The 16,682-nt window shown below is 63.3% G+C and carries 17 protein-coding genes; 14 read left to right on the top strand and 3 right to left on the bottom strand.

Annotated elements, in window-relative coordinates:
- Nucleotides 1-3 precede the first annotated feature (3 nt).
- Nucleotides 4-228, top strand: a complete 225-nt coding sequence (locus tag WBN73_RS16380) for a hypothetical protein (RefSeq protein WP_337340800.1) — start codon at nt 4-6, stop codon at nt 226-228.
- Between the two features lie 23 nt (nt 229-251).
- Here WBN73_RS16380 and WBN73_RS16375 read toward each other — a convergent pair whose 3' ends face one another.
- Nucleotides 252-1,184, bottom strand: coding sequence for a LysR family transcriptional regulator (locus WBN73_RS16375; protein ID WP_337340801.1), 933 nt, complete (start codon nt 1,182-1,184; stop codon nt 252-254).
- Nucleotides 1,185-1,346: 162 nt separating this feature from the next.
- Between WBN73_RS16375 and WBN73_RS16370 the strand changes: the two genes are divergently transcribed.
- Complete coding sequence (locus WBN73_RS16370) at nt 1,347-2,648, top strand: aromatic ring-hydroxylating oxygenase subunit alpha (RefSeq protein ID WP_280626329.1); 1,302 nt, start codon at nt 1,347-1,349, stop codon at nt 2,646-2,648.
- Nucleotides 2,645-4,060: a ferredoxin reductase gene (locus WBN73_RS16365; RefSeq protein ID WP_207596055.1), complete on the top strand. Its 1,416-nt coding sequence runs from the start codon at nt 2,645-2,647 to the stop codon at nt 4,058-4,060. The genes WBN73_RS16370 and WBN73_RS16365 overlap by 4 nt, the downstream gene beginning before the upstream one ends.
- Here WBN73_RS16365 and WBN73_RS16360 read toward each other — a convergent pair.
- The gene (locus tag WBN73_RS16360; protein WP_337340802.1) at nt 4,057-6,216 is read right to left on the bottom strand and encodes an amylo-alpha-1,6-glucosidase; all 2,160 of its coding nucleotides are present in this window, start codon (nt 6,214-6,216) and stop codon (nt 4,057-4,059) included. The genes WBN73_RS16365 and WBN73_RS16360 overlap by 4 nt on opposite strands.
- Before the next feature lie 275 nt (nt 6,217-6,491).
- On the opposite strand from WBN73_RS16360, the gene WBN73_RS16355 reads away from it, so the two are divergent.
- The 9 genes from WBN73_RS16355 (at nt 6,492) to WBN73_RS16315 (ending at nt 14,031) form a co-directional block, all read left to right on the top strand.
- Entirely contained in the window at nt 6,492-6,833 is a 342-nt protein-coding gene (locus tag WBN73_RS16355) for a hypothetical protein (RefSeq protein ID WP_207596057.1), read from the top strand.
- A gap of 95 nt (nt 6,834-6,928) precedes the next feature.
- Nucleotides 6,929-8,320, top strand: a complete 1,392-nt coding sequence (locus WBN73_RS16350; RefSeq protein WP_337340803.1) for a cryptochrome/photolyase family protein — start codon at nt 6,929-6,931, stop codon at nt 8,318-8,320.
- 161 nt (nt 8,321-8,481) lie between these two features.
- Complete coding sequence (locus WBN73_RS16345; protein WP_280627958.1) at nt 8,482-9,981, top strand: CoA-acylating methylmalonate-semialdehyde dehydrogenase; 1,500 nt, start codon at nt 8,482-8,484, stop codon at nt 9,979-9,981.
- Nucleotides 9,981-11,054: an enoyl-CoA hydratase/isomerase family protein gene (locus WBN73_RS16340; protein WP_337340804.1), complete on the top strand. Its 1,074-nt coding sequence runs from the start codon at nt 9,981-9,983 to the stop codon at nt 11,052-11,054. The genes WBN73_RS16345 and WBN73_RS16340 overlap by 1 nt, the downstream gene beginning before the upstream one ends.
- Nucleotides 11,051-11,992 (top strand): 3-hydroxyisobutyrate dehydrogenase, encoded by a 942-nt coding sequence (mmsB, locus tag WBN73_RS16335; RefSeq protein WP_207596060.1) that lies wholly within the window; start codon nt 11,051-11,053, stop codon nt 11,990-11,992. The genes WBN73_RS16340 and mmsB overlap by 4 nt, the downstream gene beginning before the upstream one ends.
- Before the next feature lie 52 nt (nt 11,993-12,044).
- The gene (locus WBN73_RS16330; RefSeq protein WP_207596061.1) at nt 12,045-12,824 is read left to right on the top strand and encodes an enoyl-CoA hydratase; all 780 of its coding nucleotides are present in this window, start codon (nt 12,045-12,047) and stop codon (nt 12,822-12,824) included.
- Nucleotides 12,825-12,886: 62 nt separating this feature from the next.
- The gene (locus WBN73_RS16325; protein ID WP_089593463.1) at nt 12,887-13,180 is read left to right on the top strand and encodes a DUF4190 domain-containing protein; all 294 of its coding nucleotides are present in this window, start codon (nt 12,887-12,889) and stop codon (nt 13,178-13,180) included.
- Nucleotides 13,181-13,273: 93 nt separating this feature from the next.
- Nucleotides 13,274-13,414 carry a hypothetical protein gene (locus WBN73_RS16320; protein ID WP_207596062.1) on the top strand — a complete coding sequence of 47 codons (141 nt, stop codon included), beginning with the start codon at nt 13,274-13,276 and terminating at the stop codon, nt 13,412-13,414.
- Nucleotides 13,415-13,452: 38 nt separating this feature from the next.
- Nucleotides 13,453-14,031 (top strand): dihydrofolate reductase family protein, encoded by a 579-nt coding sequence (locus WBN73_RS16315; RefSeq protein ID WP_337340805.1) that lies wholly within the window; start codon nt 13,453-13,455, stop codon nt 14,029-14,031.
- Here WBN73_RS16315 and WBN73_RS16310 read toward each other — a convergent pair.
- Nucleotides 14,028-14,690, bottom strand: a complete 663-nt coding sequence (locus WBN73_RS16310) for a TenA family protein (protein WP_337340806.1) — start codon at nt 14,688-14,690, stop codon at nt 14,028-14,030. The genes WBN73_RS16315 and WBN73_RS16310 overlap by 4 nt on opposite strands.
- 106 nt (nt 14,691-14,796) lie before the next feature.
- Here WBN73_RS16310 and WBN73_RS16305 point away from each other — a divergent pair, with 106 nt between their 5' ends.
- Nucleotides 14,797-15,666 (top strand): universal stress protein, encoded by an 870-nt coding sequence (locus tag WBN73_RS16305; RefSeq protein ID WP_337340807.1) that lies wholly within the window; start codon nt 14,797-14,799, stop codon nt 15,664-15,666.
- Nucleotides 15,667-15,725: 59 nt separating this feature from the next.
- Nucleotides 15,726-16,616, top strand: coding sequence for a helix-turn-helix transcriptional regulator (locus WBN73_RS16300; RefSeq protein ID WP_207596066.1), 891 nt, complete (start codon nt 15,726-15,728; stop codon nt 16,614-16,616).
- Nucleotides 16,617-16,682: the final 66 nt, after the last annotated feature.

Here is a 16,682-nt window from a genome sequence, read left to right as displayed (position 1 = left end):
GCCATGACGGACCTTGCTCTGGTCAAGACCGTTCACGGCCGTGGCCTCCGCATGGATTGGTCCCAGCTGATCGGCCACACGGTGGAGGTTTGGCTTTCGGGCCATCACGTCCTCACCGGTCTGGTGGAGCAAGCCGCCGATGATGATTCGGTGCTCTGGATTGCGGCAGAGGGACTCTCCACCCGGAAGCTGTTCGATAAATCCACGGGCTACCAGGTCTGGGCCTGAACTGCCACTGCCCGGTGCGGAAGTCAGCGGTCGTCCTCGGGGCGGGCCGTGAGGATCCGATGAGCGCTCTCCTGAAGAATGCCGAGCGACTCCTGGATGAGTGGTGAGGCGATACTGCCCCTGCGCACCGCAGCGATAATGCGGCGGGTGGGTTTACCCTTGCCGGTGATACGCAGCCGAACCACGTTCTCCGTACTGTGCAGGGGGGCCAGTCGCGGCAGCAGGCCCACGCCCAGCCCCGCTCCCACGAACGCTATTTGGGTTTCCCACTCAACGGCCTCATGCGCAATCCGAGGTGTCAGCCCCACCGCCGTGAATGCTGCCGTGAAGAGGGAGTGGTAGGTGGAGCCGGCGGCTTCGGTGATCCAGGGTTCCGAGGCAAGCTCTTCGAGCGTCACTGTTTCCCGCTGTGCCAATGGATGATCAGCGGGAATGATCACGTCCAGGGGATCGTCCAGCAGCACGGTCTGTTCGAACCGGGGATCGTCCTCGCCGTAGGTTTCGGACTGCATGGCGACGATGACCGCGAGATCGAGTCGTTCTGCCACCAATAAGTCGAAGCAGCGGGCCGGGTTGGCCTCGAGTACTTGGACCTCCAGCAAGGGGCGAGTGGAGCGCAAGGTGGCCGCCAAGGGCGCCAGCAACTGCGCGGCAGCCGTCGAGAATCCGCCCAGCCCGAAATGTGACTGCACCTGGTCGCCGGCCTCCATGGCTGCTGCTCGCAGGCTCTCCCATTCGGCAATGAGGGTGTCCGATCCAGTCACAAGAAAGCGGCCGGTGGCGGTCAGTCGCACGCCCCGTCCATCCTTGGTCAGCAGCTGCATTCCCAGCATGCGCTGGAGCTCCCGCAGCTGCGCGGAGACGGCAGACGGGGAGTAACCGGTGAGCTCCGCTGTGGCGCCAATGGTGCCGCAGCGGGCAAACACCCTGAGTGTGATGAGCCTCGCATCGATCATGCACCTATTGTGCACGGTTATCTTCTGAATCTTGCGCTTTTGTTGCGCTTCAATGATCCCTAATCTCATGACTATAAGGTTTTCGACAACGCCGCTCGCACCCAACGCAGCAGTGCTCCCCACGAAACACACTCTGACCCATGCCTCCCGGGAGGAAAACATATGTCTGCTCCAGTCTTGCCCCTCAACTCACGCGGAAAACTCGCTTCATCTTTGCCTGCAGAGCAGCTGGCGGAGATCAGCGGTCTGTTCGAGTTCCGGCGCAAGGGATATTCCCTCGATGCGCCGTTCTACACCGACGCCACGATCTTCAAGATCGATATGGAAGCCATTTTTGGCCAGCACTGGATCTTTGCCGGCAGCATCGCCGAATTGCCGGAGCCGGGCGACTACGTCACCGTCGACTATGGTCCCTACTCCCTGATCGTGCTGCGCAATGACGACGGTGGCGTGAACGTCCTGCACAACGTCTGCCGCCACCGCGGTGCCCGTGTCCTGACCGAGCCCGCCGGGTCAACCGGAAACCTGGTCTGCGGCTACCACTCCTGGACGTACTCTCCGGAGGGCAACCTGATCCACGCCTCGGCGCCGGGCGAGACCAAGTTCGACAAGGGCTGCTTCGGCCTCAAGCGCGCTCACAGCCGCGTGGTTGCCGGACTCATCTTCGTCTGCATCGCAGACGAGCCGCCGGCAGATTTTGACGAAACTTCCAAAATCTTCGAACCGTACCTCGCTCCACACGATCTCTCCAAGACCAAGATTGCCTACCAGCAGAACATCGTTGAAGAGGGCAACTGGAAGCTCGTCATGGAGAACAACCGTGAGTGCTACCACTGCGATGGCCACCCTGAGCTGGCCTGTTCCCTCTTCCCCACCTGGGGCCTGACGGAGGGCTTGATCCCGGCCCACCTTGAAGAAGTATGGGACCGTAACAAGGAAGCACAAGCCTCGCTGGAGGAGCGTTGCCGCCGTTACGGCCTTCCCTACGAGGTGGTGGAGGAGCTCGATACCCGCATTGCGGGAATCCGCATCTCACGTGAATCGCTCGACGGCGAGGGCGAGTCATTCTCGCCCGATGGCCGCCGGCTTTCCAAGAAGCTGCTCGGTGACTTGCGGGACTTCCGTTTGGGCCGCTGCTCGATGCACCTGCAGCCCAACAGCTGGTTCCACTTCCAGAGCGACCACGTCATCACCTTCGGTGTCTTCCCCATCAACGAACACCAGTCACTGGTCCGCACCACCTGGCTGGTGGCCGATGACGCCGTGGAAGGCGTGGACTACGACCTGGAAAAGCTCACCTACACCTGGAAGCAGACCAACCTGCAGGACAAGGCGTTCGTGGAGTTGTGCCAGACGGGCGCCGGCAGCCCCGCCTACGAGCCCGGCCCCTACATGAAGAGCGAATACCAGGTGGAGGCCTTCATCAACTGGTACGTACAGCGTGTCCAGGAGCACTTGGCATGACCGAACTCCTCACTGAGACGGTAGTCCAGGAACCACATCGCATCCGCGGCCTTGAGATGCCGTGGAACAGGGTGATGGGCAGCACCGAGGGGCCGGCCAGCGCGGCCCGCGCTTTGGGCCCGTGGCATCCGCAGGAGTTCATGGCCGAATGCGTTGAGATTGTTCCCGAAGTGGGCGGCATGATGACCTTCGTGTTCCGTCGCTCCGACGGTGCGCCCCTGGCTTTCCGTGCTGGACAGTACGTGAACGTCGCCTTCCCCGTGAACGGCGAGGACCAGGATCCGGCGGACCGCAGCTACTCTCTGTCCAGCGCGCCCACCAAACCGTGGACCTTCGACATCACGGTCAAGCGCGATCCCACGGGCTTGGTCTCACCGTGGGTGCACGAGAACATCAAACCAGGGACTGTTTTGGAGATGCTTGGTCCGGTGGGCGCGTTCCACTTGCCGGACGCCGACCGGCGGGCACGCTACCTGCTCTTGGCCGCTGGGGCGGGGATCACGCCCATCATGTCGATGGTGCGGACCATTCACTCGCTGCCGGGGGAGGCCGACGTCGTGGTGCTCTACCACGGAGCGGCGGCCGAGGGCTTTGCCTTCAACAAGGAGCTCGCCTACATCGCCTCCGTGGACTCGCGCATCAAGGTCTTCTACTCCCTGGGCGATCGCGGCAAACCCGACGACTGGGAAGGGCTCAGCGGAAGGCTGACGGCGGCCATGCTGGACCAGGTGGCTCCCGATGCCAACGGCCGGCAGGTCTATGCCTGCGGCCCCGAAGGGTACCTGAACACGGCCACCGAACTCCTGGGGAAGGTAGGCGTCGACGACACCTCCATCCACATGGAATTCTTCACCGGAGACCGCCAGACCATCCTCGAATATCAGGCGGAACTCGCCCTGGCGGCCGATATTGCGGAGGAAATCGCGGAGGAGATCGCCGATTCCGCCGAGGACTACTACGAAAGCCAGCCCACGGCGTTCGGACTCTACGAGCCCGGCTACGACGCAGGAGGAACGTTGAAGGCCACGGGCCTGCCGCTGGAAACTTCCGATCCGGACGGGTCCGGATCGGATGCCTCCGACGGCGGTGCGGACGTGGAGCAGGAGCCTGTTACTCCTGATGCCTCGAGCTTTGACACGGTGGGAACGGGCAGCCTCACCCTGTCCTTCATGCGCACGGGCATTAATGTACGCGTCGACCCCAGCGAGCACATTCTTGGCCCCGCCCAGCGTGCCGGCGTCAGGATCGGCGCCAACTGCAAGGAAGGCATGTGCGGCTCGTGCAAGATCGTCAAGCTTTCCGGTGAGGTCGAGATGAACCATCAGGGCGGGATCCGGGCACGGGAAATCGACGCCGGCAAGTTCCTGCCGTGCTGCTCCACGGCACGCACTGACATGGTGATCGATGCCTAGCTAAGGGGTTCAGCCCGCCTAAGCTCCGCCCGTTCCACCAGCTCCGTGATCCACGGCCGTTGTGCGCGGTGGAGGGTCATGCCCTCGGGAAGTCCCTCCACCTGCGCCGACGAGCCATCGATGTCAATGGTGATGCGTCCGCTTCCCATGGGGGCGTTGCTGATGTGCAGGTCGCCAAAGGACGCCGGCAGGACCGGGTCCAGCCAGAGCCCTCCCAGGGAGATGTGGGCGTCGTACCGCATGAGTCCGGTGATCAACTGGATGGGAGTGGTGGCGGCCCAGGCTTGTGGGGAACACGCCGTTGGGTAAGGTACCGGTTCCCTGAACTGTTCGCGGGGAAAGCCGCAGAAGAGTTCCGGGAGTCTTCCGCCCGAGGACTCCGCAGCGTCAAGAAGCGCAGCGGCAATACGCTGGGCTTCCTCCACGAATCCGTAGCGGAGCAGCCCTGCCGCTATCAGCGCATTGTCGTGCGGCCACACTGACCCGTTGTGGTAGCTGGCCGGGTTGTAGGCGCCCATGTCCGAGGCCAGGGTCCGGACGCCCCATCCGCTGAACATCTCCGGAGACATCAACCGTTCCACCACCAGCGGTGCCTTGTCTTCATCCACCAGGCCGAACCACAGGCAGTGCCCCATGTTCGAAGCACACGCGTCCACTGGCCGTTTGTCCTTATCCAAGGCCACCGCATAGTAGCCCTTGTCCGGGAGCCAGAACTCTTCGTTGAACTTCTTTTTCAGGCGGTCCGCGCGTTCCCGGAGTTCGGCCGCCAAGGTGAGGTCGCCGTCGTCGTACGCCATCCAGGCGCGCGCCATATAGGCGCCATGCACGTACGCCTGGACTTCGCACAGCGCCAACGGTGGCTCAGCAATGGTGCCATCGGCAAAGTTGATGCCGTCCCAGGAGTCCTTCCACCCCTGGTTGATGAGCCCGTGCTGGTTGGGCCGCCCGTACTCCACAAAACCGTCGCCATCGCGGTCGCCGTAGTCCCTGATCCAGTCAAGCGCACGGTCCGCTTTGGGGAGCAGCTCCGAAATGACGTCTTTGGCGAAGCCCCACCGGCTGACGGAGCCCAGGACAATCACAAAAAGGGGAGTGGCGTCCACGCTTCCGTAGTACGCGGACTTGCCGCCCAAGGCCAGGCTGCTGGAAACATCGAGCCGGACTTCATGCAGGATCTTCCCCGGCTCCTCCTCGCTGGCAGGGTCCACCACCCTTCCTTGCCGGTCAGCGAGGGTACGGAGGGTCCCCAACGCCAGCGACGGGTCAACCGGCAACGCCATCTCGGATGCCCACAGTGAGTCCCGGCCGAACAACGTCATGAACCACGGCGCTCCGGCGGCCACGACCACCCTGTCCGGATGGTCCGGGTCCTGGATCCGCAGCGCCCCCAAGTCTTCGTAACTGCGGCTGAGAGTGCGTTGTATGGAACGGTTTCCCACCTGCAGACGGGGAATCTTGGCTACCCATTCCTGCCGACGGCGATCGCTGGGGGACATGTCGCCGCGGGACGGGTGGGCGAACGGCGTTCCTGTGCCATCCCCGGCGGGAACAACACTCACGCGGGTGCTCCAGCTTCCCGAAGACGGAATCTTAGCCGTGAAGCCCAATGCCCGGGCTCCTGCGCCGGCGCCCTCAGCCCGGATCACCACGCCCTTGCGGATTCCCTCCCACTTTCCACGGATCACCAGGGAATCACCCTCCGGGACGCGGGTTTCCTTCCATTCGCGGGTGATGCGGGCTTCCTTCACTTCAAAAAGGTCCGCAAAATCCGACTCGGCGGTCAGGAGAATTTGGTACTCCACAGGGTGCTTGGAGTAGTTGCGGACTGTGATTTCCTCAAAGATGCCCGTCCCGACTTCCCTGAGTCTCTCCACCAGAAGGGGGCTGTCCGCATAGCCATCGGAGCGGGGAACCCGGCCTGCGAACAGTGCGCGGTAGGGTTCCCGGATTTCGGCGGCCAAAGGCTCCACCACCTGGCCGTTGATGGTCAGTTCCCACCGCGAAAGAATGCGGGTATCCAGATGGAAGACGCCGTGGGGCAGGTCGGGATGGATGTCTCCGTTGGAGGAGGAAATGCAGAAGGACGAACCTTCCACCAAAGTGACCGTGCCCGACCCCAAAGGCCCGGCCGCGGTGTCAGCATTCCAACCACCCACTTGGTGCTCCTTGCCACTGGCTGTTCCGGCTGCTGTGGCCGGCGACTGCTGTGGGGACCGGCCGTTTGCGTGGATATAGTCGACGCTACGCTGGAGAGGGTGCCGGCACCAGAGCCGTCCGGGGCCTCGGTCCGGAGTGGGGGAAATTCGTGTCCGCAACCCAGAGTTAACCTGTATTCCAGCTACTCCGCGGTATAAGGGGTCTATAATGGGAACAGGACATTCGCTGATGCAGCCCGGCGGCCCGCTTTTCTTCCGACGCCGGAGGCCCCGTAATGACCGACACCCAAATCAGCAGCTTTATCCGAGATTGCGTGGTGTTTGAGGACGACACTGAGAACGGCTTGGATTTTGATACTTTCTATGGCCTGTACATCAGCTGGTGTGTTCTTGGACGTAAAATCCCCATTCCCGACTCCGCTTTTAAGACAGCCCTTGGCCTTGAAGGTCTCAGGCCCATCAAGGAAAACGGCCGCAGAATCTATCCCGGAATGAGCATGGTGGGTGCGGCCGCAAGGGACTACGTCATGAACAGTGTTCCTTTGTGGAGCGAGTCCGAAACCAACAGCCCGGTTCTTTCCGACTTCTCCGAGGAAGCTGTTCCGTCCATCGCCTGATTTAATCAAACAGCCTGCGTCCAGCCCGTGCCCCTAGGATTTCATGAGGGGGCATGGGTTGTTCCTGTTTCCGGGGTGTGCGCTGAAAGGAATTGATGAAACCGTCGATCGTGTGGTTCCGGGACGACCTGAGGGTCGCCGACAATCCGGCCTTGCGGGCCGCCGTCGACGACGGTGAAGCCGTGGCCCTGTTCGTCCTCGACGAAGAATCGCCGGGAATCCGCGCCCATGGCGGCGCCGCACGGTGGTGGCTCCACCATTCGCTGACAGCGCTGCGTGAAGAACTGGACAAACTCGGCATCCCGCTGCTGCTCCGCCGCGGACCCGCCGCGGAGGCAGTGCAGGAAACCGCGACGGCGGTTGGTGCGGGCGCGCTCTACTGGAACCGCCGGTACGGTGCGGCTGAGCGAACGGTCGACGCCGGACTCAAGACCTGGGCGGGCGGGGCCGGGCTCCACGTAGCCAGTTTTCAGGCTTCCCTGCTTCATGAGCCATGGAACGTGACCACCAAAACGGGTGGACAATACAAGGTCTTCACACCTTTCTGGCGGACGGTGTCCGCACAGGAATTCCGCGAGCCGTTGGCCGTGCCCGCGAAGGGGCATGGTTACACGGGCAAGCTGCCGGCCGATGAAAAGCTGGACTCCTGGCATCTCCTGCCCACCCATCCGGACTGGTCCGGGGGATTGGCCGGGATGTGGACGCCTGGAGCGGCTGCCGGCCACCAGCGTCTCGCTGCGTTCGTGGAGAAGGGGCTCTCCAACTACAGCGAGGGCCGGAACCGTCCGGATACCGATGGGAGCAGCTGCCTGTCGCCTTACCTCAGGTGGGGTGAGCTGAGCCCGTTTGAGGTGTGGCATGCCCTGGGTTCCAAGCGGTCCGAAAGCGCCTCGATCTTTGCTTCTGAGCTGGGGTGGCGTGAATTCTGCTGGCACCAGTATTTCCACAACCCGGAGCTCGCCACCGCGAACCTTCGCTCCGAGTTTGATCGCTTTCCGTGGGCGTGGCCCGGCAGCAGCGGAGAGAACGGTAAAAATCCCGGCCACGACAGTGCGCCGGAGGAGTTCCGGGCCTGGCAGCAGGGCCGCACAGGTTTCCCCATGGTGGACGCCGGGCAACGCCAGTTATGGCACACCGGCTGGATGCACAACCGCGTACGCATGGTGGCCGCCAGCTTCCTGGTGAAGAACCTGGGTATCCATTGGCAGCTCGGTGAGCAGTGGTTCTGGGACACCCTGGTGGATGCAGATCCGGCGTCGAATCCCGCCAACTGGCAGTGGGTGGCCGGCTCCGGAGCAGACGCCTCGCCCTTCTTCAGGATCTTCAACCCTGAGGCCCAGCGGGTTAAGTTCGATCCCCAAGGGAAGTACATCGCCCACTGGATCCCCGAATTCGGAACGCCCGAATACCCCGGGGAAATTGTGGACCTCAAAACCACCCGGGCGGAAGCACTCGAAGCGTACAAGGGGATGAAGGAAGTCCACTAGGAAGCCACCCGCCCTCAAAACAACCCTCTGGAAATTAGTAGGAAGTCCGAGTATATTCGGGTTCAGAGATGACCTGGATCACAGTTGGTCACGTGTTCCCCGCAGTGGTCCCAGCACCCGGCGGCACGGCAGTCATTCACGATGCAAAGGAGCATTCCACCATGGTGCGCGAGCTTTCACACTACGTAGACGGCCAGAGGATCGACGGCACGTCCGGCCGCTTCAGCGATGTCTACGATCCCTGCACGGGCGAAGTCCAGGCCCGGCTTCCGCTGGCCAGCGCCGACGAGGTCCGCAACGCCGTCGCAAATGCCGAAAAGGGCCAACTCGAATGGGCGGCGATGAACCCGCAACGCCGGGGACGCATCCTGCTCAAGTTCGTGGACCTGGTCAACGAAAACATGGACGAACTCGCCACGCTCCTGTCCTCCGAGCATGGCAAGACGTTCGCGGACGCCAAGGGCGACATCCAGCGCGGCATCGAGGTGGTGGAGTTCTCCGCCGGCGCACCGCACCTCCTTAAGGGCGAGTTCTCGGACAACGCCGGACAGGGGATCGACGTCCACTCGCTCCGCCAGCCCCTCGGTGTGGTCGCGGGCATCACGCCGTTCAACTTCCCGGCCATGATTCCGCTGTGGAAGTCCGGCCCGGCGCTCGCAGCCGGGAACGCCTTCATCCTCAAGCCCTCCGAACGGGACCCGTCGGTTCCGCTGCGCCTGGCCGAGCTGTACAGCGAAGCCGGGGTTCCCAACGGCGTCTTCAACGTCATCAACGGTGACAAAGAAGCCGTGGACGCACTGCTCGAAGATCCGCGCGTGAAAGCCATCGGCTTTGTGGGCTCAACTCCCATCGCACAGTACATCTACGCCACGGCAGCTGCGCACGGCAAGCGTGCACAGTGCTTCGGCGGGGCAAAGAACCACATGGTGATCATGCCCGACGCCGATCTGGACATGGCAGCCGACGCACTGATTGGTGCCGGGTACGGTTCCGCGGGTGAACGTTGCATGGCCATCTCCGTAGCCGTGCCGGTGGGACAAGAAACTGCCGATGCCCTGGTGGCCAAGCTGACCGAGCGCGTCAAGGACCTGAAGGTTGGCCACAGCCTGGACAAGGACTCGGACTTCGGGCCGGTCGTGGCAGCCTCTGCAAAGGAACGCATTGAGGGCTACATCCAGTCCGGGGTGGACGAAGGCGCAACCCTGGTCACCGACGGCCGCGGACTCACCGTGGACGGCTACGACGGCGGCTTCTGGGTTGGCCCCACCCTCTTCGACAACGTCACCAAGGACATGAAGATCTACAAGGAAGAGATCTTCGGACCTGTCCTGAGCGTGCTGCGCGCAGCTGACTACGACGAAGCGCTCAGGCTCTGCAGCGAGCACGAGTTCGGCAACGGCGTCGCGATTTTCACCCGCGACGGCGACTCCGCCCGCGACTTCGCCAGCCGCGTGGAGGTGGGCATGGTGGGCATCAACGTGCCGATTCCCGTGCCGATTGCGTACTACACGTTCGGCGGCTGGAAAGCCTCGGGCTTCGGCGATCTCAACCAGCACGGCGCCGACGCGTTCCGGTTCTACACCAAGACCAAGACCGTGACGTCGCGCTGGCCCTCCGGCATCCGCCAAGGCGCCAGCTTCATCATGCCGGCGGGCAGCTGATGGGGGCTCCAGAGACTGAAGACGAAGTTCTGTTTGAGCGTCGGGGCCACCTGGGCATCGTGACCCTGAACCGTCCGAAAGCCGTCAACGCCCTGAATGCGGGAATGGTGCAAGCCATGTTCCGGCAGCTTACGGAGTGGGCCGACGACGACGCCGTTGCCACCGTTCTGGTGCGCGGCGCGGGAGACCGCGGGCTGTGTGCCGGCGGCGACATTGTGGCCATCTACAAGGACATGCTGCACGGCGGAACCGAAACTGCGGAGTTCTGGGCGGACGAGTACCGGCTGAACTCGTTGATTGCCCACTATCCCAAACCGTACGTGGCGTTCATGGACGGGCTGGTTTTGGGCGGTGGCGTTGGCATCTCGGCCCATGGCTCGGTGCGCGTGGTCACCGAACGGACGCGTACCGGCATGCCGGAAACAACCATCGGTTTTGTGCCCGACGTCGGTGGAACGCTCCTGCTGTCGCGCGCGCCGGGGGAGACGGGAACCCACGCGGCCCTGACGGGAGCACACCTGTCCGGCTCGGATGCGTTGTTCCTGGGACTCGCTGACCACTTTGTGCCGTCCGAAAACCTGCCGGCGCTGGCGGAAGCGCTGGAAGGCTCGACGCCGGAAGCCGCCGTCGGGCGTTTCGCGCAAGCCGCGCCGGACTCGGCACTGGCGGCGCAGCGCGAATGGATCGACGCCGCGTACGTGTATGACGACGCTGAAGAGATTGTCCGGAGCCTGCGCTCTGCCGGGGCCGAAGCTGCTGCCGCGGCGGACACGATTGAGGCGAAGTCTCCCACATCGGTGAAAGTCGCCTTGGAATCGCTGCGACGGGTGCGGGGGCTTTCCCTGGAGGAGGCTTTGGATCAGGAGTATCGCGTGGGGCTTCGCTGCTTGGCAGGTCCTGATTTCCGGGAGGGCATCCGCGCGCAGGTAGTGGACAAGGACAGGAATCCGCAATGGAAGCCGCCTGCCCTGGCTGACGTCCAGCCGTCCGACGTCGAGGGGTACTTTGAGCCGCTCGGCGAACGGGAACTGGGTCTGGCCGGGCTGGGCAGCGAGTCGAAGGAGACGGTATGACAGAGAATGCAGCCATGTCAGATATCCAAGGCCCGGAAACGGGACTCATCGCTTTCCTCGGTCTCGGCCACATGGGCGGGCCGATGGCGGCCAACCTGATCAAGGCCGGACACGACGTTATTGGGTACGATCCCGTTCCGGCGGCCGTGGAAGCGGCGTTGGCCCACGGGATTCCCATGGCATCCTCTGCCCACGAGGCTGCAGCGGAGGCGGCCGTGGTGCTGACCATGCTCCCCAGCGGCAAGCATGTCCTGGATGCCTACCGTGGCGTGGACGGACCGGGGCTGCTGTCGGTTGCGAAGCCGAACACCCTGTTCCTGGACTGCTCCACCATCAACGTGGACGAAGCCCGGGAAGCCGCGGCGCTGGCCGTGGCAGCGGGTCACCGGTCCGTTGACGCCCCGGTTTCCGGCGGCGTGGTGGGCGCCGAGGCGGGCACCTTGACGTTCATGGTGGGTGCGCTTCCGGAGGATTTTGAGACCGTGCAGCCGATCCTGGAATTGATGGGCAAACGTATTGTCCACTGCGGGGACCACGGTGCCGGGCAGGCCGCCAAGGTCTGCAACAACATGATCCTGGGTGTGTCCATGATTGCTGTTGCCGAGGCCTTCGTGTTGGGCGAGAAGTTGGGCCTCACGCATCAGGCGTTGTTCGACGTCGCATCCAACGCATCCGGGCAATGCTGGGCGCTCACAACCAACTGTCCTGTTCCGGGCCCCGTACCCACCAGCCCCGCCAACCGCGACTACCAGCCGGGTTTCGCCGGAGCATTGATGGCCAAGGACCTGCGCCTGGCACTGAATGCGTTGGAAAGTACAGGAGTAGCGGCGGAGATGGGGCCGTTGGCATCGCGAATCTATGATGCCTTCGCTGCCGGCGAGGGCGCCGGCAGGGACTTCTCCGGCATCATCACGGAGATTCGGGACAAGTCCGTGTGAGAGGTTGGAACTGAGTGGTTGTGATTTGTTGGGCTTGGCGGAGAGGGAGAGCATGACGGAGCAGTACCAGAACATTGTGGTGGAACGGCGGGGCCGGGTTGGACTGGTGACCCTGAACCGGCCGGAGGCGTTGAATGCGCTGAACACCGCACTCATGAATGAGCTCGTGGATGCAGTTTCCGCCATGGATACCGACCCTGAAGTGGGGGCCGTGGTGATCACGGGATCCGCCAAGGCATTCGCAGCCGGGGCCGACATCAAGGAAATGTCTTCCAACAGCTACATGGACATGTACGCGGCAGATTGGTTCCGGCGGTGGGAGGACCTCACCCGCCTGCGGATTCCAGTCATAGCTGCGGTTTCCGGTTTTGCCCTGGGTGGTGGCTGCGAACTGGCCATGATGGCGGATTTCATCATCGCCGGGGACAACGCCAAGTTTGGCCAGCCGGAGATCAACCTGGGCGTCATCCCGGGCATGGGCGGCTCTCAGCGGCTGACCCGCGCCGTGGGCAAGGCCAAAGCGATGGACATGGTCCTGACGGGCCGGTTCATGGATGCGGACGAAGCCGAACGGTCCGGCTTGGTCTCCAGGGTGGTTCCCGCCGCTGAGGTCATCGACGAAGCAGTCAAGGCAGCAGAAGTCATCGCGTCCAAGTCCAAGCCCGCCGCCATGGTGGCCAAGGAGGCCGTCAACGCGGCCTTCGAGATGGGACTGTCCCAAGGGGTTGTCTTCGAACGGAGAGTTTTCCATTCGCTCTTCGCTACCGAGGACCAAAAGGAGGGCATGGCCGCCTTCAGTGAGAAGCGCCAACCGGAGTTCAAACACCGGTAATTCGCGCGTGTTTTCGGGAGTGTCGGGGATAGACTCGGTGCACTTACAAATGGGGAGAGAACATGTCAACGGAGATCGTTCAGGCTAACCACACTGAAGCATCCACCCAGCCGATCAACCGGCAGGCCCTCGTTGCCGCAGCCATGGCCGTACTTGCCCTCGTCGGGCTGTTTTTCGCGGGCATGGCCGTCATCGCGGTCTTCGTCGTTGGGGCAGGCCATGTGGCCTTGAACCAGATTCAGCAGCGCGGCGAACGGGGACGGGGCTTCGCCATTGCCGCTCTGGTGGTGGGTTACGGCATAGGAGTCCTGTCCCTGGGCTCGGCGTTGATCTTCGCCTTCACCTCCGCAGGCTGAGTAAGACGCAGCTCACGGTCCTTCCCTCGTCACGTTCCGGCTGCTCGCGTGTCCTTTCTATGGACACACGAACAGACGACAATGAGGGACCCCATGACCTGGCAATTTTGCGACAACGATGACTGCCCTGACAGCTGGCACTGGACCGAGCTGACGGGAACTCCGGAGTCTTGCCGTGGCTCCGATGAACAGGAGACCCGCCAAAGGGTTGTCCGCCCGTACTTCGCGGCGTAGGCTCCTGCGGGCCACCACCCGCAGTCGAGGAGTGAGTCATGGGACAGCTGATCGTGCAGGATTTTGTGACCGCCGACGGTTTCGCCGCCGACACCAACAACGAGTTCAAGGCCTACGAGTTATTGGAAGGCGGAACGGCCGAGTTTGACCGGGCCCAACTCGAATGGCTTGGCAGCGTGGAAGCCATGGTTCTGGGTGCCAACACCTACATATACTTCGTGGAGTTCTGGCCGACGCCCGCGTCGGAGGGCGAGATCATCGCACCAGCCCTGAATGGCCTGCGCCGCCACGTGTTTTCGCGCCACCTGAAGGAAGCCCCGTGGGGCGACTTCCCGCCGTCGAACGTTGAATCCGGCGACGCGATCGAGGCGATCCGCCGCATCAAGCGCGAGTCCGCCAAGGACATTGTCCTATGGGGCAGTTTGTCCCTGGGTCAGACGTTCTTCGCGGCCGGCGAGGTGGACGCGGTCCGGTTGGTGGTCATGCCGATAGGCCAAGGCGCCGGCAGGGGCGTGTTCCCCGCCGGACACGACCCCGCCCTTCTGAAACTCGTGGACGTGAACAGCTACGACCAAGGCTTGGTGGAGCTCAGTTACACCGTCCGGAAGCAGGGTTAGCTGACAGCGGCGGAGGTCAGCGTTGCGTCGAAGAACGCCCGCTCCAGCCGCACTGCCTCCGCGAAGACCGCAGCAACGCGGTTCCGCTCCTGAGGCAGTGAAGGCTCGACGGCGTCGAACTCGTCGCGCAGCCACGTCACCCACGCGTTGTACTCGGGGTTGTTGTGGAGGCGGATCCACTCGGCATGCTTGGGTTCGGCGGGCCACTGGGTGGGGTCTCCGGCGCGCGCGGCCCAATCTCCGTACAGCCATTCGGCAACCAGCAGAACAGCAAGGACCTCCGGGTAGGAGCGGGTGGCGAGGGCCTTCCGCATCAGGTCGTCGAAATCGCGTGTGGCAGGCCCGAGTGCTGGTGTTGTCCTGTCCGTTTCCGGAACGTCCAGTTCATTAAAGCAATCCTGGAAGTACGTATTCTCGTCGGATGCGAAGGCCCCGAGGACACCAGCGAACACCAGCCGGGAAGGCAGCGACGGTGCCGAGGCTACGGCTTGACCCAAGAGAGCGGTGAAGGCATCGCAGAACTGGTAATCCTGCACCAGGTAATGGCGCAGCTGCTCATCGGGAAGGGACCCGTCCAGCAGTTGGTCCACGAATGGATGGTTAACGGCGGCGTCCCAATCCTCGGCTGATTGGTTCCTGAGTTCTTCGGCAAAGCCCACGGTGTTTCCTCCTGAAGTGTCAGCATCGGAGCCTAGCAGCGTGCTGCGTTGTGGCGGTGGGCGTGACGCTATGGTGCCGCTCCCGGGGCCGGCGTAGGCTCTGGCCATGACGAACGAGGGTGCATCCAAGACGATCGTGGTTGGCTATGACGGATCCGAAGAATCACACCGCGCCGTTCAGTGGGCCGCTAAACATGCGATCCTGCGGGACTGTTCCCTCCACGTAGTGCACTGTTCCTTGTGGGTCCTGCTGTCCCATAACAGGGGACCCGTTCCTGGGGTTGCCGATAGCGGTCTGGAACGGGCCGCTCAGAAAGTCCTGGAGGAAGGTGCGGCTCTCGCCAAGGAGACCGTCCCCGAGCTGGAAGTCAACACCACCCTGTTGCACGGGATGCCCCGCGATCACTTGGCCCACGTTTCGGCCGGCACTGCGATGTTGGTGCTCGGAAGCCGGGGACTGGGCGGGTTCATGGGTTTGCTGGTGGGATCCGTCAGCCTGGAGATGGCAGCAACGGCAGAGTGCCCAGTGGCCGTGATCCGTGCGGACGACAACCCTGAAGGCTTTGTGTTGCTGGCTGTCGATGACTCAGGATCACCGGCAGCACTTGAGGATGCGTGCCATTTCGCTGAAGCATCAGGGGCTGACCTCAAGATCGTGCATGTGCTCCACGAACCTGCCGGGTACCGGCGGTTGCGCGATCCCGTTGAAGACTATCCCGACGCAGAAGCCCTCCTGGATTCCGTCATGAGCCGGGCCCGCCACAAAGCACCCGGGATCGAGGTGGCCGGAGAGTTGCTGGTGGATGCTTCCTTCTCCCGGGCTGTGGTCAAAGCTTCGCAAGGAGCACGCCTGACGGTGGTGGGGACCAAAGGGCACGGGGTCATCAAGGGCACCATTGGTTCCACGGCGCACGCTGTCCTTCACCATGCCCACAGTCCCGTGTTGGTGTCCCGCCGGAAGGCCGAGCCTGCATAAGCCGGTGGAGGCCCTCTCAGGGACTCCCTCGCGCGACGGCCCGGAACTAGGGTGAAGGTATGGACAATCGGGCAGAAGTACGCGAATTCCTGATCTCCCGGCGTGCCCAGGTAACCCCTGAGCAGGTGGGGCTGCCGGCCGGTTCGAATCGACGGGTCAAGGGATTGCGGCGCAGTGAGGTGGCCACTCTTGCCGGACTGAGCGTTGAGTATTACACCCGTTTGGAGCGCGGTGCCATCAGCGGTGCATCGCCACAAGTGCTTGAAAGCCTGGCGCGGGCGTTGTGCTTGGACGACGCGGAACGGGCCCATCTGTTCGATCTCGCTCACTCCGCCAGTCCGGTTGCGCGGCCGCCGAGGCGACGCAGCGCCAAGTCCTACGTGCCGCATCAGAGCCTGCAGTGGGCCTTGGATGCTGTCACCGCAGGTCCCGCCTTTGTTCGGAACGGCCGGATGGATCTGCTGGCCGTGAACCCGTTGGCCCGGGCGTTCTACAAGGACTGTTACGACATGCCGGGCCAGGCGCCCAACATCGCACGGTTTACGTTCCTGGATGATCGTGCCCACGAGTTCTACCCGGACTGGGATGCCTTTGCGGAAGTGACCGTTTCCATCCTGCGCACAGAGGCTGGGCGCGACCCGCACAACAAAGAGCTTCACGATCTCATTGGTGAACTCAGCACCCGCAGCGAGGAGTTCCGCACCCGCTGGGGCGCCCACAACGTCCGCCATCACGGCACGGGGTTCAAGACGTTCAACCACCCCATCGTTGGCGAGATGACGCTCGCCTTTGAGGGCCTGGAGATGGCCGCAGAACCCGGATTGACCCTGACCATCTACGCTGCGGAACCCGGATCGCCGTCGGCCGAGCGTCTGCAGCTGTTGGCATCGTGGGCGGCCAGCGAATACGGTGTTCAGCCTGCTGCCGAAAGGACCGTCGCGGACAGCTGACTGCCGGACGGCTGATGTGTCTTCAGCTATGCTCCCGCCGGCAAGGCGTGCAGCTTCAGAGGAACC

Origin of the sequence: Paenarthrobacter sp. CCNWLY172 (assembly GCF_037402035.1) — a bacterium.
Classification (GTDB): Bacteria; Actinomycetota; Actinomycetes; order Actinomycetales; family Micrococcaceae; genus Arthrobacter.
This window is presented reverse-complemented; position numbering and strand designations above follow the sequence as displayed.